Annotated in this window: 18 protein-coding genes; 12 read left to right on the top strand and 6 right to left on the bottom strand. The window is 71.9% G+C overall.

Going from position 1 to position 22,176, the window contains the following annotated elements; all coding sequences use genetic code 11:
* Positions 1 to 100 precede the first annotated feature (100 nt).
* The 3 genes from ilvD to ACRAKH_RS28430 all read right to left on the bottom strand — a co-directional run bounded on the left by ilvD (position 101) and on the right by ACRAKH_RS28430 (position 2,917).
* On the bottom strand, positions 101 to 1,945 hold the full coding sequence (gene ilvD, locus ACRAKH_RS28440) for a dihydroxy-acid dehydratase (RefSeq protein ID WP_380719570.1): 1,845 nt from the start codon (positions 1,943 to 1,945) through the stop codon (positions 101 to 103).
* Positions 1,946 to 2,027: 82 nt separating this feature from the next.
* Positions 2,028 to 2,471 carry a vitamin K epoxide reductase family protein gene (locus ACRAKH_RS28435; protein ID WP_380719571.1) on the bottom strand — a complete coding sequence of 148 codons (444 nt, stop codon included), beginning with the start codon at positions 2,469 to 2,471 and terminating at the stop codon, positions 2,028 to 2,030.
* Positions 2,468 to 2,917: a PH domain-containing protein gene (locus ACRAKH_RS28430; protein WP_380719572.1), complete on the bottom strand. Its 450-nt coding sequence runs from the start codon at positions 2,915 to 2,917 to the stop codon at positions 2,468 to 2,470. The genes ACRAKH_RS28435 and ACRAKH_RS28430 overlap by 4 nt, the downstream gene beginning before the upstream one ends.
* A 287-nt stretch (positions 2,918 to 3,204) precedes the next feature.
* On the opposite strand from ACRAKH_RS28430, the gene ACRAKH_RS28425 reads away from it, so the two are divergent.
* The 4 genes from ACRAKH_RS28425 (at position 3,205) to ACRAKH_RS28410 (ending at position 6,936) form a co-directional block, all read left to right on the top strand.
* Positions 3,205 to 5,043 (top strand): acetolactate synthase large subunit, encoded by a 1,839-nt coding sequence (locus ACRAKH_RS28425; RefSeq protein WP_380719573.1) that lies wholly within the window; start codon positions 3,205 to 3,207, stop codon positions 5,041 to 5,043.
* Between the two features lie 2 nt (positions 5,044 to 5,045).
* Positions 5,046 to 5,552, top strand: coding sequence for an acetolactate synthase small subunit (ilvN, locus tag ACRAKH_RS28420; RefSeq protein WP_053723072.1), 507 nt, complete (start codon positions 5,046 to 5,048; stop codon positions 5,550 to 5,552).
* Positions 5,553 to 5,583: 31 nt separating this feature from the next.
* Positions 5,584 to 6,597 carry a ketol-acid reductoisomerase gene (ilvC, locus tag ACRAKH_RS28415; RefSeq protein WP_073891639.1) on the top strand — a complete coding sequence of 338 codons (1,014 nt, stop codon included), beginning with the start codon at positions 5,584 to 5,586 and terminating at the stop codon, positions 6,595 to 6,597.
* A gap of 69 nt (positions 6,598 to 6,666) precedes the next feature.
* Complete coding sequence (locus ACRAKH_RS28410; protein ID WP_380719574.1) at positions 6,667 to 6,936, top strand: DUF397 domain-containing protein; 270 nt, start codon at positions 6,667 to 6,669, stop codon at positions 6,934 to 6,936.
* A gap of 36 nt (positions 6,937 to 6,972) precedes the next feature.
* Here ACRAKH_RS28410 and ACRAKH_RS28405 read toward each other — a convergent pair whose 3' ends face one another.
* The gene (locus tag ACRAKH_RS28405; RefSeq protein ID WP_380719576.1) at positions 6,973 to 7,551 is read right to left on the bottom strand and encodes a dihydrofolate reductase family protein; all 579 of its coding nucleotides are present in this window, start codon (positions 7,549 to 7,551) and stop codon (positions 6,973 to 6,975) included.
* A 79-nt stretch (positions 7,552 to 7,630) separates the two neighbouring features.
* Positions 7,631 to 8,626 (bottom strand): zinc-dependent alcohol dehydrogenase family protein, encoded by a 996-nt coding sequence (locus ACRAKH_RS28400; protein WP_380719577.1) that lies wholly within the window; start codon positions 8,624 to 8,626, stop codon positions 7,631 to 7,633.
* Between the two features lie 103 nt (positions 8,627 to 8,729).
* Here ACRAKH_RS28400 and ACRAKH_RS28395 point away from each other — a divergent pair, with 103 nt between their 5' ends.
* The 8 genes from ACRAKH_RS28395 to cimA all read left to right on the top strand — a co-directional run bounded on the left by ACRAKH_RS28395 (position 8,730) and on the right by cimA (position 21,528).
* Positions 8,730 to 9,704 (top strand): AraC family transcriptional regulator, encoded by a 975-nt coding sequence (locus ACRAKH_RS28395; RefSeq protein WP_380719578.1) that lies wholly within the window; start codon positions 8,730 to 8,732, stop codon positions 9,702 to 9,704.
* Between the two features lie 176 nt (positions 9,705 to 9,880).
* Positions 9,881 to 11,470 carry a phosphoglycerate dehydrogenase gene (gene serA, locus ACRAKH_RS28390; RefSeq protein WP_380719580.1) on the top strand — a complete coding sequence of 530 codons (1,590 nt, stop codon included), beginning with the start codon at positions 9,881 to 9,883 and terminating at the stop codon, positions 11,468 to 11,470.
* 329 nt (positions 11,471 to 11,799) lie between these two features.
* Positions 11,800 to 15,078, top strand: coding sequence for a S8 family peptidase (locus ACRAKH_RS28385; protein WP_380719582.1), 3,279 nt, complete (start codon positions 11,800 to 11,802; stop codon positions 15,076 to 15,078).
* Positions 15,079 to 15,306: 228 nt separating this feature from the next.
* Positions 15,307 to 16,344 carry a 3-isopropylmalate dehydrogenase gene (locus ACRAKH_RS28380; RefSeq protein WP_073891631.1) on the top strand — a complete coding sequence of 346 codons (1,038 nt, stop codon included), beginning with the start codon at positions 15,307 to 15,309 and terminating at the stop codon, positions 16,342 to 16,344.
* A gap of 573 nt (positions 16,345 to 16,917) precedes the next feature.
* On the top strand, positions 16,918 to 17,925 hold the full coding sequence (locus ACRAKH_RS28375; RefSeq protein WP_380727404.1) for a FecCD family ABC transporter permease: 1,008 nt from the start codon (positions 16,918 to 16,920) through the stop codon (positions 17,923 to 17,925).
* Positions 17,925 to 18,692, top strand: a complete 768-nt coding sequence (locus tag ACRAKH_RS28370) for a heme ABC transporter ATP-binding protein (RefSeq protein ID WP_380727382.1) — start codon at positions 17,925 to 17,927, stop codon at positions 18,690 to 18,692. Before ACRAKH_RS28375 ends, ACRAKH_RS28370 begins: the two co-directional genes overlap by 1 nt.
* Positions 18,689 to 19,660: an ABC transporter substrate-binding protein gene (locus ACRAKH_RS28365; protein WP_380727384.1), complete on the top strand. Its 972-nt coding sequence runs from the start codon at positions 18,689 to 18,691 to the stop codon at positions 19,658 to 19,660. Before ACRAKH_RS28370 ends, ACRAKH_RS28365 begins: the two co-directional genes overlap by 4 nt.
* Positions 19,661 to 19,917: 257 nt before the next feature.
* Complete coding sequence (gene cimA / locus ACRAKH_RS28360) at positions 19,918 to 21,528, top strand: citramalate synthase (RefSeq protein WP_380727386.1); 1,611 nt, start codon at positions 19,918 to 19,920, stop codon at positions 21,526 to 21,528.
* Here the strand turns inward: cimA and ACRAKH_RS28355 are convergent.
* Positions 21,509 to 22,123 carry a S1 family peptidase gene (locus ACRAKH_RS28355; RefSeq protein ID WP_380727388.1) on the bottom strand — a complete coding sequence of 205 codons (615 nt, stop codon included), beginning with the start codon at positions 22,121 to 22,123 and terminating at the stop codon, positions 21,509 to 21,511. The two genes, cimA and ACRAKH_RS28355, sit on opposite strands and share 20 nt — an antisense overlap.
* Positions 22,124 to 22,176 lie beyond the last annotated feature (53 nt).

The following is a 22,176-nucleotide window of genomic DNA, read 5'->3' as shown; positions in this document are numbered from 1 at the left end:
TTCGCGCCTGATTTCCCGGCGATCGAAAAGCGTGATCGCCGGGAAATGAGTCGCGAACGGTCGACGCGACCTCGCGTGGTGGTCCGGAGAGAACCGGCCGCTACTTGTTCACGTCGCGGACTGCGCCGGTGGAGGCGTCGGTCGCCATGCGGGCGTAGGCGCGCAGCGCCGCCGTCACCGGGCGGACCCGGTCCACCGGCTGCCACGGCCGCTCGGACGCCTCCATCTTCGCCCGCCGCTCGGCCAGCACCGAGTCGTCCACCAGGAGTTCCAGGCGGCGCTCGTGGATGTCGATCAGGATGCGGTCGCCGTCCTGGACCAGGCCGATCACGCCGCCGCCCGCCGCCTCCGGCGAGACGTGGCCGATGGACAGGCCCGACGTGCCGCCGGAGAACCGGCCGTCGGTGATCAGGGCGCACTTGCGGCCCAGCCCCGCGCCCTTCAGGAACGCGGTCGGGTGCAGCATCTCCTGCATGCCCGGACCGCCCGCCGGGCCCTCGTAGCGGACCACGAGGACGTCACCGGGCTGGATCTCCTTCTTCAGGATCACCGAGACGGCTTCCTCCTGGGACTCCACCACCCGCGCCGGACCCTCGAAGTGCCACAGCTCCTCGTCGATGCCCGCCGCCTTGATCACCGCGCCGCGCTCGGCCAGGTTGCCGTGCAGCACGGCCAGGCCGCCGTCCTTGGTGTACGCGTGCTCGACGTCGCGGATGCAGCCGCCGGCCGCGTCCGTGTCCAGCTTCGACCACCGGTTGGACGTGGAGAACGCCTGCGTCGTGCGCACCCCGCCGGGCGCGGCGTGGAACAGCTCGATCGCCCGCTGCGACGGCGACTCGGCGCGGACGTCCCACTCGCCCAGCCACGACGCGATGTCCGGGCTGTGGACGGTGTGCACGTCCTCGTTCAGCAGGCCGGCGCGCCACAGTTCACCCAGCAGGGCGGGGATTCCACCCGCCCGGTGGACGTCTTCCATGTGGTAGTCCGAGTTCGGCGACACCTTCGACAGGCACGGCACCCGCCGGCTCAGCGCGTCGACGTCCGCGAGCGTGAAGTCGACCTCGCCCTCCTGCGCGGCGGCGAGGATGTGCAGCACGGTGTTCGTGGAGCCGCCCATCGCCATGTCCAGCGCCATGGCGTTCTCGAACGCCTTGCGGTTGGCGATCGACCGCGGCAGCACCGACTCGTCGTCCTGCTCGTAGTACCGCTGGCACAGGTCCACGATGGTGCGGCCGGCCTCGGCGAACAGCTCGCGGCGCGCCGAGTGCGTGGCCAGCGTGGAGCCGTTGCCCGGCAGCGCCAGGCCCAGCGCCTCGGTGAGGCAGTTCATGGAGTTCGCGGTGAACATGCCCGAGCACGACCCGCAGGTCGGGCACGCCGACCGCTCGACCTCGGCCAGCCCGGCCTCGTCCACGTCCGGCGACGCCGACGCGGAGATCGCGGTGATCAGGTCGGTCGGCGCGACGGCGACGCCGTCCACCACGACCGCCTTGCCGGCCTCCATCGGCCCGCCCGACACGAACACCACCGGGATGTTGAGCCGCATCGCCGCGTTGAGCATGCCCGGCGTGATCTTGTCGCAGTTGGAGATGCACACGATCGCGTCGGCCTGGTGCGCGTTGACCATGTACTCGACCGAGTCGGCGATGATCTCGCGCGACGGCAGCGAGTACAGCATCCCGCTGTGCCCCATGGCGATGCCGTCGTCGACCGCGATGGTGTGGAACTCGCGCGGCACCCCGCCCGCCTCGCGGATCGCCTCGGCCACGATGTCGCCGAGGTCGCGCAGGTGCACGTGCCCCGGCACGAACTGCGTGTAGGAGTTGGCGATGGCCACGATCGGCTTGCCGAAGTCGCTGTCGGTCATGCCGGTCGCGCGCCAGAGCGCGCGGGCCCCCGCGGCGTTGCGGCCGTGGGTCGTGGTGCGGGAACGGAGCGGTGGCACGGCTCCTCCAGAAGTCTTTGCCAGGAGATTCGCGAACGACGCGCGCGAGGGGTGAGGGCGCGGGAAGGGCGGGAGCGGTGCCTCAGAGGTTACTCCGCCGCAACGCGCCGACGACCAGCACGGCGGCGAGCGCGAGTGTGATGACGTGCACGGCCGTGCACCACAGGCAGATCTTCCCGATCAGCAGGAACTCGGCGGCCACCAGGTACACGACGAACAGCACGCCGACGCCGGCCGACACGAGGCGCGCCCAGTGCAGCGCCTCGCTGCGCCACGCGAACGGCAGCGACGCGACGGTCAGGAACGCGAAGAACGCGAGGCCGAGGACGGCGACCGGGACGCCGAGCAGCTCGGACTGCTCGCTGGTCGTCACCGTGCCGCAGTCGATCACCTCGCCCTCGGCGCACAGCAACGCGCCCGCGCTGAAGTGCGCGACGGTGAGGTAGGCGGACACGGCCAGTCCGGCGAGGGACAGCAGGAGGCTGGTGACCGGCACCCAGCCGGACGTCCGAGTGTTCGAGCTCACTCCTCGGACCTTAGGGAAGGCGGCGTTGCGTCCTGGTCAGGCGCGGCGGGGCTGTCGGCCGGGTCGGCGGGCCGCGCCGCGGTGGTCGGGTCCGCCACACGACCGCCGCTGACCTGCGACAACATCGGCAGGTGCGCCGCGCGGACCGCGGGCAGCCGGACCAGCGAGCCGTCCGTGAGCACCGCCGACAACCACCCCTTCGGCACCACCTTGATCGCCTTCACGTCCGTCCACGCGACGACCCGCCCGCCGAACGTGCTCCGCACCGCGATCCGCTCGCGGTCCACGGTCGTCCGGTTCCGCAGGACCCACCAGGCGAACGCGGCCGGCAGCAGGTAGAGGGCCTGCAGACCCGGCGCGGCCCACGCGACGGGGGTGGCGCAGATGGCCGCGGCGAGCGCGGCGAACAGGGCGGGCGTGGGGATGCGGAACACGGCTTTCGGCACGTCGCCAGATGCTGCCACCGGTCGCCTGAGCGGGTGACTCCGACCCACGTCCGCGCACCTCGCGGCTTCCACCATCCGGGAGTGCCGTCCCGCACAGTTGACGCTCAACGCCCTTGACGGTTAACGTCAGGGCCATGCAGCGCAACCTCGTTCTCGTACTTCCCAGGCGCGTCGACGCCTAGGCATTCGAGCTTGCGTCGACGCGCGACCCTCGTCCGGCCCGTTCGGGTTGGCGAGGGTTTTTTCGTGCCCGGACCGTGCATTCTCCTTACCCACGAGGCAGACAGATGACCAGCGCAACCTCGCGACCCGCTCCCGGTGAGCCGGCGTCGCCCCGCCCTGGACCGCGGCCGAAACCGGCCCCGCCGAGCGGCGCTCCCGTCCGCATGACCGGTGCCCAGTCCCTCGTCCGCTCCCTCGAAGCGGTGGGCTGCGAGGTGGTCTTCGGCATCCCCGGCGGCACGATCCTGCCTGCCTACGACCCGCTCCTGGACTCCACCAAGGTGCGCCACATCCTGGTCCGCCACGAGCAGGGCGCGGGCCACGCCGCCACCGGCTACGCCCAGGCCACCGGCAAGGTCGGCGTCTGCATGGCGACCTCGGGGCCCGGCGCGACGAACCTCGTCACGCCCCTCGCGGACGCCAACATGGACTCCGTCCCGGTGGTCGCCATCACCGGCCAGCAGTCCCGCCCGCTGATCGGCACCGACGCGTTCCAGGAAGCGGACATCTGCGGCATCACGATGCCGATCACCAAGCACAACTTCCTCGTCACCGACGCCGCGGACGTCCCGCGCGCCATCGCCGAGGCGTTCCACCTGGCCTCCACCGGCCGACCCGGCCCCGTCCTGGTGGACATCCCCAAGGACGTGCTCCAGGAGATGACCTCGTTCTCCTGGCCGCCGGAGCTGCGCCTGCCCGGCTACCGGCCGACGACCCGGCCGCACGGCAAGCAGGTGCGCGAGGCCGCGAAGCTGATCGCCGCGGCCCGCCGCCCCGTCCTGTACGTCGGCGGCGGCGTGATCAAGGCCGAGGCGTCGGCCGAGCTGCTGGCGCTGGCCGAGTCCACCAACATCCCGGTGGTCACCACGCTGATGGCGCGCGGCGCGTTCCCGGACTCGCACCCGCAGCACCTGGGCATGCCCGGCATGCACGGCACGGTCTCCGCGGTCGCCGCGATGCAGAAGTCGGACCTGCTGATCGCCCTCGGCGCCCGGTTCGACGACCGGGTCACCGGCCAGCTGTCGACGTTCGCGCCGGACGCGCAGGTCGTGCACGCCGACATCGACCCGGCGGAGATCTCGAAGAACCGCCGCGCGGACGTCCCGATCGTGGGCGACTGCAAGGAGATCATCGGCGAGCTGGTCGACGCGGTGCGGGTGGAGAAGGAGAACGCGGCCCGCACCGTGGACCTGACGCCGTGGTGGGAGCAGCTGAACGCGCTGCGCGAGACGTTCCCGCTCGGCTACGACTGGCCCGAGGACGGCACGCTGTCCCCGCAGTACGTGATCGAGCGGATCGGGGCGCTGACCCCGCCGGACACCCTGTTCACCGCGGGCGTCGGCCAGCACCAGATGTGGGCCGCGCAGTTCGTGAAGTACGAGCGGCCGCGCACGTGGATCAACTCCGGCGGCCTCGGCACGATGGGGTACGCGGTGCCCGCCGCGATGGGCGCGAAGGCGGGCGTGCCGGACGTCCAGGTGTGGGCGATCGACGGCGACGGCTGCTTCCAGATGACCAACCAGGAGCTGGCCACCTGCGCCATCGAGGGCATCCCGATCAAGGTCGCCGTCATCAACAACGGCAACCTGGGCATGGTCCGCCAGTGGCAGACGCTGTTCTACGGCGAGCGCTACTCCAGCACCGACCTGGGCACGCACAAGCACCGCATCCCCGACTTCAAGCTGCTCGCCGAGGCCTACGGCTGCGCCGGCCTGCGCGCCGAGTCGCGCGAGGAGGTCGACGCGGTCGTCCAGAAGGCCATGGAGATCAACGACCGGCCGGTCGTCATCGACTTCGTGGTCGGCAAGGACGCCCAGGTGTGGCCGATGGTCGCCGCGGGCACGGGCAACAGCGAGATCATGGCCGCGCGTGGCATCCGCCCGCTGTTCGACGAGGACGAGTGACGATGACTAGGCACACCCTGAGCGTTCTGGTCGAGGACAAGCCCGGCGTCCTCGCCCGGGTGGCGGGCCTGTTCTCGCGGCGCGGCTTCAACATCGAGTCGCTCGCGGTCGGCCGCACCGAGCACCCCGACATCTCCCGGATGACCATCGTCGTGTCGGTGGACGAGCTGCCGCTGGAGCAGGTCACCAAGCAGCTCAACAAGCTCATCAACGTCATCAAGATCGTCGAGCTGGAGCCCGCCGCGTCGGTCCAGCGGCAGCTCCTGCTCGTCAAGGTGCGCGCCGACGCCACGGTGCGCAGCCAGGTGCTCGAGACGGTGCAGCTGTTCCGCGCGAAGGTCGTCGACGTCTCCCCGGAGGCGGTCACCGTCGAGGCCACCGGCACGTCTGAGAAGCTCGACGCGCTGCTGCGGATGCTGGAGCCCTACGGGCTCCGCGAGATCGTCCAGTCCGGCATGGTCGCCATCGGCCGTGGCGCCCGCTCCATCACCGCGACCGCGGTGCGCTGATTTTCCGGTTCCGAGGAAGGAAGTACCACCAGTGAGCGTCGAGATCTTCTACGACGACGATGCCGACCTGAGCATCATCCAGGGGCGCAAGGTCGCGGTCATCGGTTACGGCAGCCAGGGCCACGCGCACGCGCTGAGCCTGCGCGACTCCGGCGTCGACGTCCGGATCGGCCTCCCCGAGGGCTCGAAGTCCCGCGCCAAGGCCGAGGAGGAGGGCCTGCCCGTCGGCACGCCCGCCGAGGTCTCGGCCGAGGCCGACCTGATCATGATCCTGGCGCCCGACACCGCGCAGCGGCACATCTACGCCAACGACATCGCGCCGAACCTGAAGGACGGCGACGCGGTCTTCTTCGGCCACGGCTTCAACATCCGCTACGGCCTGATCACCGTGCCGTCCAACGTGGACGTCGCCATGGTCGCGCCGAAGGGCCCGGGCCACCTGGTCCGCCGCCAGTTCGTGGACGGCAAGGGCGTGCCCGCGCTGATCGCGGTCGAGCAGGACGCCTCCGGCAACGCGCAGGCGCTCGCCCTGTCCTACGCCAAGGGCATCGGCGGCACGCGCGCGGGCGTCATCAAGACCACGTTCAAGGAGGAGACCGAGACCGACCTGTTCGGTGAGCAGGCCGTCCTCTGCGGTGGCGCGTCCGCGCTGGTGCAGGCCGGTTTCGAGGTGCTGACCGAGGCGGGCTACGCCCCCGAGGTCGCCTACTTCGAGTGCCTCCACGAGCTGAAGCTCATCGTGGACCTGATGTACGAGGGCGGCATCGCCCGCATGCGCTACTCGATCTCCGACACCGCCGAGTACGGCGACCTGACGCGCGGACCGCGCGTGGTCACCCCCGCGGTCAAGGAGGAGATGCGCAAGATCCTGGGCGAGATCCAGGACGGCACCTTCGCCACCGAGTGGGTGAACGAGGACGACGCCGGCCGCGGCAACTACAAGAAGTTGCAGCAGGAGGGCGAGCAGCACCCGATCGAGGAGGTCGGCAAGAAGCTGCGCGGCCTCATGTCGTGGGTCGACCGCCCGATCACCGAAACCGCCTGAGACCAGCGGTACCACCCCTCGGAGCCCGCAGTGTCCCCGGACGCTGCGGGCTCCGGTATACCTAGGCGCATGACCGACAGCGCGCCCATCTACGACGACAAGGCCCACGTGCGGGGCAACCTCGACCTCACCGGCGCCGAGTGGATCCGCAGCGACGAGGGCGCGGAGGAGGAAGAGGAGCACGTCGAGATCGCGTTCGTCGAGCACACCGATGGCGTGACGTACACGGCGATGCGCAACTCCGCCCACCCCGAGGGCCCGGTGCTCGTCTTCACGCCGGCCGAGTGGGAGGCGTTCGTCCTCGGCGTCAAGGACGGCGAGTTCGACGAACCCTGGTAGCCGCCCGCGGGGACTCGGCGACTCCCGGACGAGCGCTCAGCGCCTCGTCTCGTACCTGGTCATGACCACGCCGCCGGGGAACGTCCGCGTCTCCACCAGCTTCAGCTTCACCCAGCTGTCCAGCGCGGGGAAGAGCGGCGTGCCGCCACCCACCAGGACCGGGTAGGTGACGACCTCGTACTCGTCGACCAGCCCGGCGCGCACGGCCGCCCGGGCGAGCGTCGCGCCACCGACCCTCATGGGCCCGCCGTCCTCGGCCTTGAGCCGGGTGATCTCCGCGACCGCGTCGCCGGTGACCAGGCGGGCGTTCCAGTCGACGGCGTCGATCGTCGAGGAGAACACCACCTTCGGCGTGTCCCGCCAGTTCCGCGCGAACGCGATCTCCGCCGGGGTGGCGTCGGGCTTCTGGTCTCCGGTCGGCCAGTGGGAGCTCATCGCCTCCCAGAGCTTCCGCCCGTACAGCATCAGGTCGATCCCCAGCTCCCGCTCGAGCCACCACTGGAACAGCTCGTCGCCCGACCCACCGTCGTCCGCGGCGCCCCAGCCGATGTCGTCGCCGGGCGCCGCGATGTAGCCGTCGAGGGTCAGGTTCATGCCGTAGACCAGTTTCCGCATGGCGCCAGCCTTCCGTGTGCCGGTCCTGCGCGCACGGGCCGGGTACCGCGGGAAACACCGGTGCGCGGCCCCCGGCCGGTCAGTGCCGCACGGTGACGACGACCTTGCCGACCTGGTCGTTCGACTCCAGGTGGCGGTGGGCCGCGACGATGTCGGCGAGGTCGAAGGTCCGGTCGACGACCGGGGTCAGCGTGCCGGCGCGCAGCGCGGCCTCGACGAAGGCCCGCGCGCGGGCCAGGCGCGCGGCGTCACCGGTGACGAGGTCCACGGCGAAACCGTGGATGTTCAGCGGCCAGTTCAGCGGCAGGGGAGCGGGTTCGCGGTCGAGCCACCCGTAGACGACGAGCAGGCCGCAGGCCGCCACGGTCTGGGCGACCTCGGCCAAGCCGGGCCCCGCGACGGCGTCGAACACGACTCGCGCGCCCCGGCCGTCGGTGACGGCGCGCACCCGCTCGACCAGGTCGCCACCGTCCGTCGTGATGACGTGCGCGGCCCCCTCCCGCGCCAGTCGCGCCGCCTTGGCGGCGGTCCGCGTGACGGCGATGGGCACCGCGCCGAAGTGGTTGGCCACCTGGATCGCCGCGAGCCCGACCGAGCTCGACGCGGCGGTGACGAGGACGTGGTCGCCCGGCTCGACCCGGCCCACCTCCACCAGTGCGCCGTAGGCGGTCAGGGACGACGTCCACAGGGCCGCGCCGGTGACGGCGTCCACCCCGGCCGGACGCCTGATGAGCGCTCGGGTCGGCACGGTGGCGAAATCGGCGTAGACACCGTTGCGGGACATGTGCCCGTCACCGATGACGCTGACCGCGTCGCCGGGGGCGAAGTCCTCCACACCGGGGCCCACGCCGTCGACCTCGCCGGCAGCCTCGAAGCCGATCCGGGAACCGGGGAGCGCGGGCTGGTAGTAGTAGTGGCCCGCGCGGAAGAGCGCCTCGGCCCGGTTCAGCCCGATGGCGTCGACGCGGACGCGGACCTCGCCGGGACCGGGCGGGTCGAGGCGGGTGTCCTCGACCTCCAGCACCTCCGGGCCGCCGAGTTCGTGGAAGCGCACCGTTCGTGCGTGTGTCGTCATGCCGGTCACGCTAGGAGCCGACCGTGAGACGTTCCATGTCCTGGAGTCTCAGCCTTTTGTCCGAGCGTCTCACGTCACGGACGCACGGATAAGATCGGGTGGCATGGACGTCCTCAGCGACGCGATCACCGCCATGCGGACGGGGCGGCCGCACTCGTCGCTCACCTCGCTGGCCGCACCGTGGGCGCTGCGGTTCGGCGCTTCCGACGGGGCGGGGTTCCACGTCGTGCTGCGCGGCTCGTGCCGGCTCATCCCGCCCGGAGGCGACCCGGTCCCGCTGTCGCCGGGCGACGTGGTGTTCCTGCCCCACGGCCGGGGCCACACCGTCGCCGACGACCCGGCGACGCCCTCGGTCGACGTCGTCCAGGCCCCGGACGGAAGCTGGGCGGAGACCGAGGACGTCCCGCCGGGCGACGGGCCGACCACCGTGCTGCTGTGCGGCTCCTACCGGCTCAACCGGGCCCGGGCGCACCCGCTGCTCACCGGGCTGCCGGAGGTGGTCCACGTCCCGGCCCGGATGGGCTCGCACCCCGCGCTGCGCGCCGCCGTCGACCTGCTGGGCGGCGAGCTGGAACGGCCGGGACCCGGCTCGGACGCCGTGGTGCCGGCGCTGCTCGACACCCTGCTGCTCTACATCCTGCGCGCCTGGCTGCACGACCACTCCGCGACCGCGGTCACCGGCTGGGCCGCGGCCCTCGCCGACCCGGCCCTCGCCGACGCGCTGCACGCGGTGCACGGCGATCCCGCCCACCCGTGGACGGTGCGGGAGCTCGCCGCGCGCGCCGGCCTGTCCCGCGCGACCTTCGCGCGACGGTTCACGGCGGTCGTGGGGCAACCGCCCCTGGCGTACCTGACCTGGTGGCGGATGACCGTGGCCCGCCGCCTGCTGGCCACGAGCGACGTCCCGCTGCGCGCGGTCGCCCGGGAAGGCGGCTACTCCTCGGAGTTCGCGTTCGCCAAGGCGTTCAAGCGGGAGTTCGGCCAGTCGCCCGGCGGCTACCGCAGGGCGTTCGCCGAACGCCCTGCGCCGGACTCGCGCTCCGCCGGGGACCCGCGGCCGCCCGGGGTGTCCTTGTAGGACGCGCGTACCGCATTCCAGCAGGTGAAACGGGACACCCGGGTGGTGAGCGCCCGGTGGGCGCTGACTATGCTCGTTAACAACCCGGACACATTGCCGTGGCCGGCCGGCGCGGGTGACGACCTGCTCGACGGCCCCGCGCTCCCCACCCGTTCACACCACCGGGAGCGACGTCCGTGACCAAGCCCGTTGTCCTCATCGCCGAGAAGCTCGCACCGTCCGTTCTCGACGTCTTCGGTGATGGCATCGAGGTGCGCCACGTCGACGGCACCGACCGTCCCGCGCTGCTCGAAGCCGTCGCCGACGCCGACGCCCTCCTGGTCCGCTCCGCCACCAAGGTGGACGCCGAGGTCTTCAAGGCCACCACCAAGCTGAAGGTCGTCGCCCGCGCGGGCGTCGGTCTGGACAACGTCGAGGTGCCCGCCGCCACCGAGCGCGGCGTGATGGTCGTCAACGCGCCCACCTCGAACATCGTCAGCGCCGCGGAGCACGCGGTCGCGCTGCTGCTCGCCACGGCCCGCCAGATCCCGGCCGCGCACGCCACGCTGCAGAACCACGAGTGGAAGCGCAGCAAGTTCAACGGCGTCGAGGTGCAGGGCAAGACCGTCGGCGTGGTGGGCCTGGGCAAGATCGGCCAGCTGTTCGCCGCCCGGATCGCCGCCTTCGGCACCGAGCTCATCGCGTACGACCCGTACGTCAGCGCCGCCCGCGCCGCGCAGCTCGGCATCGAGCTCGTGACGCTGGAGGAGCTGCTGGAGCGCGCCGACTTCATCTCGATCCACCTGCCGAAGACGCCGGAGACCAAGGGCCTCATCGGCGCCGAGCAGCTGGCCAAGGCCAAGCGCGGCGTCATCATCGTCAACGCGGCCCGCGGCGGTCTCGTCGACGAGGAGGCGCTGGCGGAGGCCGTGAAGGAGGGCCAGGTCGGCGGCGCGGGCATCGACGTGTTCTCCACCGAGCCCACCACCGAGAGCCCGCTGTTCGGCCTGCCGAACGTCGTGGTCACGCCGCACCTGGGCGCGTCCACCACGGAGGCGCAGGACCGGGCGGGCACGGACGTGGCCAAGTCGGTGCTGCTGGCGCTGGCGGGCGACTTCGTGCCGGACGCGGTGAACGTGCAGGGCGGCGGCGTGGTCGGCGAGGAGGTCCGCCCGTACCTGCCGCTGGTGCAGAAGCTCGGCACGGTGGTCGCGGCGCTGAGCGCGAAGGCGCCCACCAACGTCACGATCGAGGTGCGCGGCGAGCTGTCCAACGAGGACGTCGCGGTGCTGCCGCTGGCCGCGCTGCGCGGCGTGTTCTCCAGCGTGGTCGAGGAGCAGGTCACGTTCGTCAACGCCCCGGCGCTGGCGAACGCGCTCGGCGTCGGCGTCGACCTGGTGAAGGAGCCGGAGAGCGCCAACCACCGCAGCCTCGTCACGGTGCGCGCGGTGCAGGCGGACGGCGCGGTCATCACGGTGTCGGGCACGCTCACGGGCCTCGACCAGGTGGAGAAGCTGGTCGGCATCAACGGCCGCGGCTTCGACCTGCGCGCCGAGGGCAACGTGCTGCTGCTGGAGTACCCGGACCGGCCGGGCGTGATGGGCACCGTCGGCACGCTGCTCGGCGAGGCCGGGGTGAACGTCGAGGCCGCGCAGATCAGCCAGACGAAGGACGGCGCGGACGCGTTCATGCTGCTGCGCGTCGACCGCCCGGTGGACACCGCGGTGCTCGACCCGATCGGCGCGGCCGTGGGCGCGCGCACCGTGCGCTCGGTCAACTTCGACTGATCGGCGTCGCGCGGACGTCCCCGTGACGGAGTAACGCCGTCGGGATCTGTGGAGGTATATCGCCGCAGGTCCCGGCGGCGTCACACTTAACCGTTAGTCGTTAAATCTGTGGGCGTCGTCACTCGTTCGGACTAATTGATCGGCTCTGTCGAGGGATTAGGTTCCCTCCCACGAGGTTGACCCGGTGCCGTAGAGGGCACGGCACCATGCGGGCAGTTCCCCTGATCCGGATGCGACGCTGCCTGCCCGGTCGAATCCGACCTCGGTTGGGGCACGTAGTGAGCCGATCTCGCGTTGTCGCCAGATCTGCCGTCCCGGTGCTGGCCGCGATGCTCGTCGCGAGCGCCACCACCGGCACGGCGCTGGCCGCGGAAGATCCACTGGCACCGTCCGTCGCGAGCGCGCGCGGGCTGGACGCGGACACGTTGCGGTTGAAGGTGTCCGACCGGCTGACCGCCGCGAAGGGCCGCGTCACCGCGTTCGTGGAGCTGGAGGCCAAGCCGGCCGTCGACACGTTCGTCGAGCAGACCGGCAAGGGCGCGTCCAAGCAGCAGGCCAAGGACGCCGCCAAGGCGACCAAGAACGACACCGGCCGGGTCGCCGACCTCGTGGTCACCGACCTCCGGGGCAAGGACTCGGCCACCAAGGAGCTGTACCGGACCGCCAACGGCGTTCCCGGCGTGGTCGTGCGGGCCGACGCCGCCAAGGTGCGCGAGCTGGCCCGGCGCGGTGACGTGAAGTCCGTCCGCACCGTGGTGCCGAAGACCCGCCAGAACTCCACCGCCGTGCAGCTCACGAACACGCTCAAGGCGTGGCAGCAGTACGGCAAGCTCGGTGACGACACCCGCATCGGCATCATCGACACGGGCATCGACTACACCCACAGCGACTTCGCGGGCCCCGGCACCATCGAGGCGTTCAAGGCGATCGACGAGACCAAGGTCGACGCGTCGTACTTCCCGACCGCCAAGGTCGTCGGCGGCTACGACTTCGTCGGCAACGCCTACGACGGCGCCAGCGACGACCCGGCCGTGAACACCCCGAAGCCGGACCCCAACCCGCTCGACTGCAACGGCCACGGCACGCACGTCGCCGGCACCGCGGCGGGCTTCGGCGTCAACGCCGACGGCAGCACCTTCAAGGGCGACTACACCAAGCTCACCCCGGAGGCGCTGGACGCCATGCGCATCGGGCCCGGCACCGCGCCGAAGGCCCTGCTGTACGCGCTGAAGGTGTTCGGCTGCGACGGCTCGACCAACGTCACCGCGCAGGCCCTCGACTGGTCGCTCGACCCCGACGGCGACGGCGACTTCTCCGACCACCTCGACGTGGTGAACCTGTCGCTGGGCTCCGACTACGGCGCCCCGGACGACCCCGACAGCCTGTTCGTGCGCAAGCTCAACGCCTCCGGCGTGCTGACCGTGTTCTCCGCGGGCAACGGCGGCGACCTGTACGACATCGGCGGCTCGCCGGGCAGCACCCCCGAGGCGCTGACCGTGGCCAGCACCCGTGACGCGTACGTGCTGCGCGACGCGGTCGAGGTCACCGCGCCGGCCGGGTCGGCGGGCAAGAAGCCGGGCCAGTACAGCGTGGCGTTCGACTACGAGGGCCTGGAGCGGACCGCTCCCGTCGTGGCCATGGGCGACGCGGCCAACAAGGACGGCTGCCTGCCGTTCTCGGCCGCGGACAAGGCCGCCGTCGCGGGCAAGATGGTCTGGCTGGAGTGGGACGACAACGACGCCACGCGTCGCTGCGGCTCGGTCGGCCGCACCAACAACGCCACCGCCGCCGGCGCCGTCGGCGCGGTGTTCACGTCGAACCTGGAGCACTTCAACGCGGGCATCTCCGGCAACGCGTCGATCCCGGTCTTCCAGTTCACCGGCACCGCCACCGCGGCGCTGCGCCCGGCGCTCGCCGCGGGCACGCTGGTGGTCCGCCAGTCGGGCGACCTGCGCACCTCGCTGCCGACGTTCGACCAGTCGATCAGCGACACGCCCAGCTCGTTCACCTCGCGCGGCGTGCGCGGCCCGGTCGTGAAGCCGGACGTCGCGGCGCCCGGTGACTCGATCGCCTCGGCGCTGGTCGGCTCGGGCGACAAGACGATGGTCAACTCCGGCACGTCGATGGCCGCCCCGCACATCTCCGGCGTCGCGGCGCTCGTGCGCCAGGTCCACCCGGACTGGACGCCGGAAGAGGTCAAGGCCGCGGTCATGAACTCCGCCGGCGCGGACGTGAAGGCCGGCGGCGAGACCTACGCGCCCAACCGCGTCGGCGCGGGCCGGGTCGACGGCAAGGCCGCCGTCGAGAACCAGGTCCTCGCGTACGTGCAGGACGACCCGGGCGCCGTGTCCGCGTCGTTCGGCACGGTCGAGGTGGCGCAGCCCGTGTCGCGGACCAAGACCATCAAGGTGGTCAACAAGTCGGCCGGCGCGGTGGACTACAAGGTCGGCTACGAGGCCCTGACCGAGATCCCCGGCGTGCGGTACGACCTGTCCGCCACGACGGTGCGGCTCAGCCCGCGCGGCACCGCCCGGATCACCGTGACGCTGAAGATCGACGACCCGGCCGCCCTGCGCAAGACGGTCGACCCGACGATCGAGGCGAACCACCTCGACGTGCCGCGCCAGTTCCTGGCCGACGCGTCCGGCCGGGTCGTGCTCACGCCGACGAAGGGCGCGACGGTCCCGCTGCGCGTGCCGGTGTACTCGGCGCCGAAGCCGGTGGCCGACATCAGCGTGCCGAGCAGCGTCCGCGTCACCGGCGCCGGCCAGGGCGTGCTGAACCTGACCGGCCGCGGCGTCGACCAGGGCGCGTACCGGTCGCTGGTGAGCGTCCTGGAGCTCCAGGCGTCCTCGCCGCGGCTGCCCGAGTGCCGCCGCAACGTCACCACCAACTGCGTCCTGAACGACACCGCCAAGGGCGGCGACCTGCGGCACGTCGGCGTCACGTCGACCGCGCCGCTGGCCAAGGCGCAGGGCAAGCCGGAGCAGTCGCTGCTCGCGTTCGGCCTGTCGACCTGGGGCAACTGGTACAACCTCGGCAGCAACACCATCCCGTTCGTCGACATCGACACCGACGGCGACGGGGCGTTCGACTACGAGGTCTACGCGACCAAGCTCACCGACACCGACCTGCTGGTCGCGGCCACCGTCGACCTGAAGACCGGCGACACCGTCGACCTGCAGGGCGTCAACGGCCAGTTCGGCGACGTGGACACCAACGTGTTCGACACCAACGTGGTCGTGCTGCCGGTGCTGCTGTCGGCGCTCGGCATCGACCCGTCGGCGGACACGTCGCGGATCGCGTACCAGGTGGGCGTGGCCGGCTTCTACGTCGCGCCGGGCACCTCCAACGGCCTGGTCGACTCCATCCCGAACGCGCTGTCGTTCGACCCGCTCAAGCCGGGCCTGTGGGTGCAGGGCGGCGGCGACGCCGCGCTGTCCTACCAGGCTCGCCCCGGCACCGCGCTGGTCGTCAACCGCGACGCCGGGTCGCTCGCGGCCGACGGCGCGGACAGCCTGCTCGTCCTGCACCACCACAACGCCACCGGCGACAAGGCGGACGTGGTGAAGGTGCGGGCCAGGTCGGGGAACCGCACGGCGGACTGATCACGCCTCATCGCTCTGGCCGGTCGGGGGTTGCCCCGGCCGGCCAGAGCCGTTTACGCACATCGGGTGACGACCGAACGGGGGCACTGAACCGTTCGGGTGTCCCGCAGTCCGGGAGATATGGCCACGGAGGGGTGTTCCGAGTGCGGTTTCACGCCGTGGGACCGGTAGCCTTTCGCAATGGAAACTAGTCCCGCGCAATGGGACTGATACCTGGGAGGTGTGTGGATGCGGCTCGCAGTGATCCCAGGAGACGGGATCGGGCCCGAGGTCGTCGCCGAGGCCCTGAAGGTTCTCGGTGAGGTCGTTCCCGCGGCTGAGATCACCCGCTACGACCTCGGCGCGGCGCGCTGGCACGCCACAGGTGAGTTGCTGCCGGAGTCCGTGCTCGGGGAACTCCGCCAGCACGACGCGATCCTGCTCGGCGCCGTGGGCGACCCGTCGGTGCCCAGCGGAATCCTGGAGCGCGGTCTGCTGCTCCGGCTCCGGTTCGAGCTCGACCACCACGTGAACCTGCGCCCGGCCCGGCTGTACCCCGGCGTGCGCAGCCCGATCGCCGACCCGCCGGAGATCGACATGGTGGTGGTGCGCGAGGGCACGGAGGGCCTGTACGCCGGCAACGGCGGGCTCTTGCGGAAGGACACGCCGCACGAGATCGCGACCGAGGTGTCCATCAACACCTCGTTCGGGGTGGAGCGGGTGGTGCGCGACGCGTTCGCGCGCGCCGCGAACCGGCCGCGCAAGCACCTCACGCTCGTGCACAAGACCAACGTGCTCACGCACGCCGGGTCGTTGTGGTCGCGGGTGGTGGAGGAGGTGTCGCTGCAGCACCCCGACGTGACGGTGGCCTACCAGCACGTGGACGCGGCGACGATCCACCTGGTGACCGACCCGGGCCGGTACGACGTGATCGTGACGGACAACCTGTTCGGCGACATCCTGACCGACCTGGCGGCGGCGGTGACCGGTGGCATCGGTCTCGCGGCGTCCGGGAACCTCGACGTGACCCGGCGCAACCCGAGCATGTTCGAGCCGGTGCACGGCAGCGCGCCGGACATCGCGGGCCAGGGCATCGCCGACCCGACCGCCGCGGTGCTGTCGGTCGCGCTGATGCTCGACCACCTGGGCGAGTCGGAGGCGGCGCGCCGGATCGAGGCGTCGGTGGCGTTCGACCTGGCCACCCGCGACCACTCGTCGCCGGGCGCGACCTACGCGGTGGGCGACCGCCTGGCCGCGCTGGTGTCGTCGAACGTCAGGACCGCCTGACGGCGGGCGTTCGACGCCGAGAGCACGTGATCAGGGCCACCGCGACGAGTTCGTGGTGGCCCTGGTCGTGTCCGGGGCCGTAGGGTCGCCGTTGCCGCCCGTGGGGGAAGTCCGGTCGAATTCCGGCGCTGACCCGCAACGGTAGGCCGAGCGCGACGCTCGGCGAGCCCGATCACCCGTGGGCGGTGGGAAGTCGCTCCACTCCTGCCGTGGTCTGCGGGACGGGTGCGCCGGGCCTGCCACGAGCGGAGCCGGCCGACCGGTCGAGGCCACCTGCCCGAAAGGCGCCCGGTGACCCCACCCAGCAGTCGGCCCGCGACCGACGGCACCCCGCCACCCACACCGACCCCCACCACGCCGGGCCAGGCGCCGCCGAACGCCCCCGCGCCGAGCCCAGCCGCCCCGAGCGGGCCGTCGCACGACGTTCCCGCCGGTCAGACCACCGCCGGGCACGCCGCTGAGGGCCACGCCACCGCCGGCCACACCGCTGCCGGGCACGCCACCGCCGGCCACACCACCGCCGGCCACACCACCGCGCGTCCGCCCACCCCACGCCGCCCCGCCACCGCGGGCCTGTGCCTCGCCCTCACGGCCGTGCTCGCCGGCTCGATCCTCTGCGGCGTGGCGCTGGGACCGGTGGGCATCCCGTTCCGCGACGTCCTCCGCTTCCTCCACGCCGCCCTCACCCAGGGCCCCGTGGACGCCGCCGACGCGGGCCCCTACCGGATCGTCTGGGACATCCGCCTGCCGCGCGTCCTGCTCGCCGCCGTCGTCGGCGCGGGCCTGTCGGTGGTCGGCGTCGCGATCCAGGCGATGGTCCGCAACGCCCTCGCCGACCCGTACGTCCTCGGCATCTCCTCCGGCGCGAGCGTCGGCGCCACCGCCGTCGCGACCACCGGCCTGTTCGCCTCCCTCGGCATCTACGCCCTGTCCACGGCCGCGTTCCTGGCCGCCCTCGCCGCGATGGCCCTCGTCTACCTGGTCGCGGGCCGCAACCTCACCCCGCTGCGCCTGGTCCTCACCGGCACGGCCATGGCGTACGGCTTCTCGGCCATCGCCATGCTCCTGGTGTTCCAGTCACCGCGCGGCGAGGCGGCGCGCGCCGCGATGTTCTGGCTGCTGGGCAGCCTGGGCGGCGTCACGTGGGCGTCCCTGCCGATCGCGGCGGTGGTGGTGGCCGCCGGCACCGCCTACCTCCGGAGCCGCGCCAAGCACCTCAACGCGCTCTCGATGGGCGACGAGACCGCGACCACGCTCGGCATCGACGTCCTCCGCACCCGGACGGCGTTGTTCCTGGTCACGGCCGCCATGACGGGCGTCCTGGTGGCGGTCAGCGGCGCGGTCGGGTTCGTCGGCCTCATGCTGCCGCACCTGGTGCGCCTCACCGTCGGCGCGGACCACCGCAAGGTGCTCGCCGTGGCGCCGTTGGCGGGCGCGTGCTTCCTCATCTGGGTGGACGTCGCGGCACGCCTGCTCGCCGCACCGGAAGAGCTGCCCCTCGGTGTGATCACGGCCGCCCTGGGCGTGCCGTGCTTCATCCTGCTGATGCGCCGCCGCGGCTACGTGTTCGGCGGTCGCTGATGGACGTCCGACTCGACGGCGTCACCGTGGACGGCATCCTGGGCGGCATCGACCTGCACGCCCCGGCGGGCGAGGTGCACGGCATCGTCGGCCCCAACGGCAGCGGCAAGTCGACCACCCTGCGGTGCGTCTACCGGGCGCTGGCGCCGTCCGGGGGAGTGGTCCGCCTCGACGGCCGGGACGTCGCCGCGACCAAGGTCCGCGACACCGCGCGGCACCTGGCCGCGCTCACCCAGGACAGCCACGTCGAGTTCGACTTCACGGTCACCGAGGTGGTCGCGATGGGACGGCTGCCGCACCGCGCCACGCCCGAGCGCGACGCGGCGGTGGTGGCCGGCGCACTGTCCCGAGTGGACGCCGCCCACCTCGCCGACCGCAGCTTCCTCAGCCTGTCCGGCGGCGAGCGGCAACGCGTCCTGATCGCCCGCGCCCTGGCGCAGGAGCCGCGGGTGCTCGTCCTCGACGAACCCACCAACCACCTCGACATCAGCCACCAGCTCGCGGTGCTGGCGCTGGTCCGCGGCCTCGGCGTCACGGTCCTCGCGGTCCTGCACGACCTGAACCTCGCCGCCGCCTACTGCGACCGGCTGCACGTCCTCGACCGGGGCCGGGTGGTGCGCAGCGGCACGCCGGAGGACGTGCTCACGCCCGACGTCCTGCGCGAGGTGTTCCACGTCCGCGCCCACGTCGTGCGCCACCCCACCAGCGGCGTCCCCCAACTGCTGTTCGAACACCCAGCCGTCAACCCGATGGAGGTCGGTCCGTGAGAAGGCTCGTCGCGTTCACCCTGGTCCTGCTCACGGCGGGCTGCGGAGCCCGGATCGAGCCGGTCACGGCCACGCCCACCGCGACCGTCACGAACTGCGGGCGGCAGGTGTCGTACGCGGCGCCGTCCCGCGTGGTCACCAACGACACCGGCATCACCGAGCTGATGTTCGCGCTGGGCCTGGCCGACCGGATGGCGGGGTACGTGATCGGACCCGGGCAGGCCGGCGACGTGGCCTCGTCGCCGTGGCGGGCGGACTTCGAGCGCGTGCCGAAGCTCGGCGAGCAGATCACCAAGGAACTCGTGCAGGGCGCGCGGGCCGACCTCGTGTTCGCGGGCTGGAACTACGGGTTCTCGGAGAGCACCGGCTTCACCCCGGACTCGCTCGCGGAGCTCGGCGTCGCCACCTACCAGCTCACCGAGGCGTGCCGGAACGGCGTGGGCAGGCAGCGCGGCATCATGCCCCCGCTCGACGCGCTCTACACCGACCTGCGCAACCTGGGCCGCATCTTCGGCGTGGAGCGGAAGGCCGAGGAGCTGGTCGAGGGCTACCGGAAGCAGGTCGCGGACGCCGAGAAGCTGGTCACGGGCCACCGCCCGAAGGTGTTCCTCTACGACAGCGGGCTCGACCAGCCGTTCACGTCCGGCCGCAACGCCGCGCCGCACGACATCATCGGCAAGGCCGGCGGCGAGAACATCTTCGGCGACCTCGACGACAGCTGGACCACGGTCGGCTGGGAGGCCGTCGTCGCCCGCGACCCCGAGGTGGTCCTGATCAACGACTACGCGGACGGCGACGCGACCACCCCGGCCGAGAAGCGCGCGTTCCTGGAGTCGTACGGGCCGCTGGCGGACGTGGCCGCGATCAAGGAGAAGCGGTTCTTCGTGCTGCCGTACGCGGCCCTCGTGGAGGGCCCGCGCAACCCGGCCGCCATCGAGGCGTTCGCCAGGTTCCTCGCCGAGGGCTGAGAGATCGGGAACGGCGGTCGCACAGGACGGTCGGCGCCGAGGAGAGCCACCGCTAGCCGTCACCCACCATGTGGGACAACCCGTCCGTGGCTTGGTATCCGCGGACGGGTTGTGGCACCATCGGCGACGTGGCTCTCCACACCGTGATCATTATTTCTGAGCGCGTCGGGTAGTGCTCCCTCGAAGCACCCGACGCGCTGACCTCTCGCATCCTGCGGGGGGTCTTTTTGTTTTCCCGGATCTCTAGGAGCCCTCTCGTGACCCCCCTCGGCGATTCATTCCACGTCTTCGACACGACCCTGCGGGACGGTGCCCAGCGCGAGGGCATCTCCTACTCGGTCAACGACAAGCTGGCCGTCGCGCGGCTGCTCGACTCGCTCGGCGTGGGCTTCATCGAGGGGGGCTGGCCGGGCGCGATGCCGAAGGACACGGAGTTCTTCGCCCGGGCCGCGGCGGGGGAGCTGACGCTCAAGCACGCGCAGCTCGTCGCGTTCGGTTCCACCCGCAAGGCCGGGGTCAAGGTGCAGGAGGACGCGCAGGTCAGGGCCCTGCTGGCGGCCCAGACGCCGGTCGTGACGCTGGTCGCCAAGTCGGACCGCAGGCACATCGAACGGGCCCTGCGCACGGACGTCGCCGAGAACTGCGCCATGGTCCGCGACACCGTCCGGTACCTGGTGGACGAGGGCCGCCGGGTCTTCCTCGACGCCGAGCACTTCTTCGACGGCTTCGCCTTCGACCCGGACACCGCGCTGCGCGTGCTGGAGTCCGCTGTGGAGGGTGGCGCGGACGTCGTCGTGCTGTGCGACACCAACGGCGGCCAGCTGCCCCTGGGCCTGGCCGAGACCGTCGCCGACGTGGTCGCCCGCACGGGCTTCCGGGTCGGCATCCACTGCCAGGACGACACGTCCTGCGCGGTGGCCAACACCATCGCCGCGGTGCAGGCGGGGGCGACCCACGTCCAGTGCACCGCGAACGGCTACGGCGAGCGGGCCGGCAACGCCGACCTCTTCGCCGTCGTCGGGAACCTCGTGACCAAGCTCGGCCTGCCGGTGCTACCCACCGAGTCGCTGGCCGAGCTGACCCGGGTCTCCCATGCGCTGGCCGAGATCGCGAACATCGCACCCGACACCCACCAGGCCTACGTCGGGTCGTCGGCCTTCGCCCACAAGGCGGGGCTGCACGCGAGCGCGATCAAGGTTGATCCGGAGCTGTACAACCACATCGATCCGGACACCGTCGGCAACGACATGCGGGTGCTGGTCACGGAGATGGCGGGTCGGGCCAGTCTCGAACTCAAGGGACGTGAGTTCGGGATCGACCTGACCCGCCGGCCCGACGCGCTCACCAACGTGGTGCGCAAGGTCAAGGAGCTGGAGGCGGGCGGCTGGTCCTTCGAGGCCGCCGACGCCTCCCTGGAGCTGCTCCTGAAGGAGGAGCTGTCCGAACTGGACGAGCCACCCTTCGTGCTCGAGTCGTACCGGGTCGTGCTCGACCACCACCGGGACGGCAAGATCGTGTCCGAGGCCACCGTGAAGGTGCACGTGGCGGGTGAGCGGGTCATCGCCACCGCCGAGGGCAACGGCCCCGTCCACGCGCTGGACGCCGCGCTGCGGAAGGCCCTGCTGCCCCACCTGTCCTGGCTGGACGCGGTGGAGCTGAACGACTACAAGGTCCGCATCCTCCCCGGCTCCCACGACTCGGCCGAGCACGGCACCGACGCCGTCACCCGCGTGCTCGTGGAGTCCACCGACGGCGAGCGCGAGTGGACCACCGTGGGCGTGCACGGCAACATCGTCGAGGCCAGCTGGCTCGCCCTGTGCGACGCGCTGGTGCACAAGGCGGCCCGCGTCACGCGGTCACGAGGGTGAACCCCTCGGCCGCCAGGATGCGGTTGACGGGCAGGAAGAACGACGTGCCGCCGGACGAGCAGTTGCCGCTCGCGCCCAGCACGTGCCCCTGCGCCTGGGACCCGGTGAAGACGGCCGACCACTGGTCGCCGGGTTCCACGCACAGGTTCGTCCGGGTCAGCCCGTAGACGATTCCGTCCGGGTAGTGCACGGTGACGTTCTTGGCCAGCACGGTGCCGCACCGCAACCCGGTGGTGCGGCCCGCCATGCACACCTGGCCGCCGACCGGCGTCTCCAGCGAGCCGGTGACGCTGACGCCGGTCCCGGCGACGGTGGGGCGCTGGACCCACGCGGCCGTGTTGGTGATCCGGACGACCGCGTAGGTCTGCCGGACGGCGGTGACGGGCCCGATGTCGACGCCGCCGGGCCCGCGGACGGTCGTGCCGACCGGGCCGCACGTGGTCGCGATCAGGAGGTGGCCGCGCACGTTGAAGCCGTTCACGCAGCGCGCGCCGGTGGACGTGGTCAGGATCGTGCCGGCTTCCAGCGGGGTCGCCGCGGTCGCCGGGGTCGCCGTGGCGACCAGCAGGGTGAGGACGATCAGCAGGGTTCGCATCCCTTCGACGCTAGGGACGAACGGTGGGGTTTCAAGCCGCCGGTTAGGGTGAT

Source organism: Saccharothrix hoggarensis (genome assembly GCF_052936025.1).
This window is presented reverse-complemented; position numbering and strand designations above follow the sequence as displayed.

Bases quoted from the DNA above. Each gene is read 5' to 3' on its own strand.
- ACRAKH_RS28385 (WP_380719582.1), top strand. From the start codon at position 11,800: ATGCTCGTCGCGAGCGCCACCACCGGCACGGCGCTGGCCGCGGAAGAT.
- ilvN (WP_053723072.1), top strand. From the start codon at position 5,046: ATGACTAGGCACACCCTGAGCGTTCTGGTCGAGGACAAGCCCGGCGTC.
- ACRAKH_RS28400 (WP_380719577.1), bottom strand. From the start codon at position 8,626: ATGACGACACACGCACGAACGGTGCGCTTCCACGAACTCGGCGGCCCG.
- ACRAKH_RS28380 (WP_073891631.1), top strand. From the start codon at position 15,307: ATGCGGCTCGCAGTGATCCCAGGAGACGGGATCGGGCCCGAGGTCGTC.
- ACRAKH_RS28370 (WP_380727382.1), top strand. From the start codon at position 17,925: ATGGACGTCCGACTCGACGGCGTCACCGTGGACGGCATCCTGGGCGGC.
- ACRAKH_RS28355 (WP_380727388.1), bottom strand. From the start codon at position 22,123: ATGCGAACCCTGCTGATCGTCCTCACCCTGCTGGTCGCCACGGCGACC.
- ACRAKH_RS28425 (WP_380719573.1), top strand. From the start codon at position 3,205: ATGACCAGCGCAACCTCGCGACCCGCTCCCGGTGAGCCGGCGTCGCCC.
- ACRAKH_RS28410 (WP_380719574.1), top strand. From the start codon at position 6,667: ATGACCGACAGCGCGCCCATCTACGACGACAAGGCCCACGTGCGGGGC.
- ACRAKH_RS28405 (WP_380719576.1), bottom strand. From the start codon at position 7,551: ATGCGGAAACTGGTCTACGGCATGAACCTGACCCTCGACGGCTACATC.
- ACRAKH_RS28395 (WP_380719578.1), top strand. From the start codon at position 8,730: ATGGACGTCCTCAGCGACGCGATCACCGCCATGCGGACGGGGCGGCCG.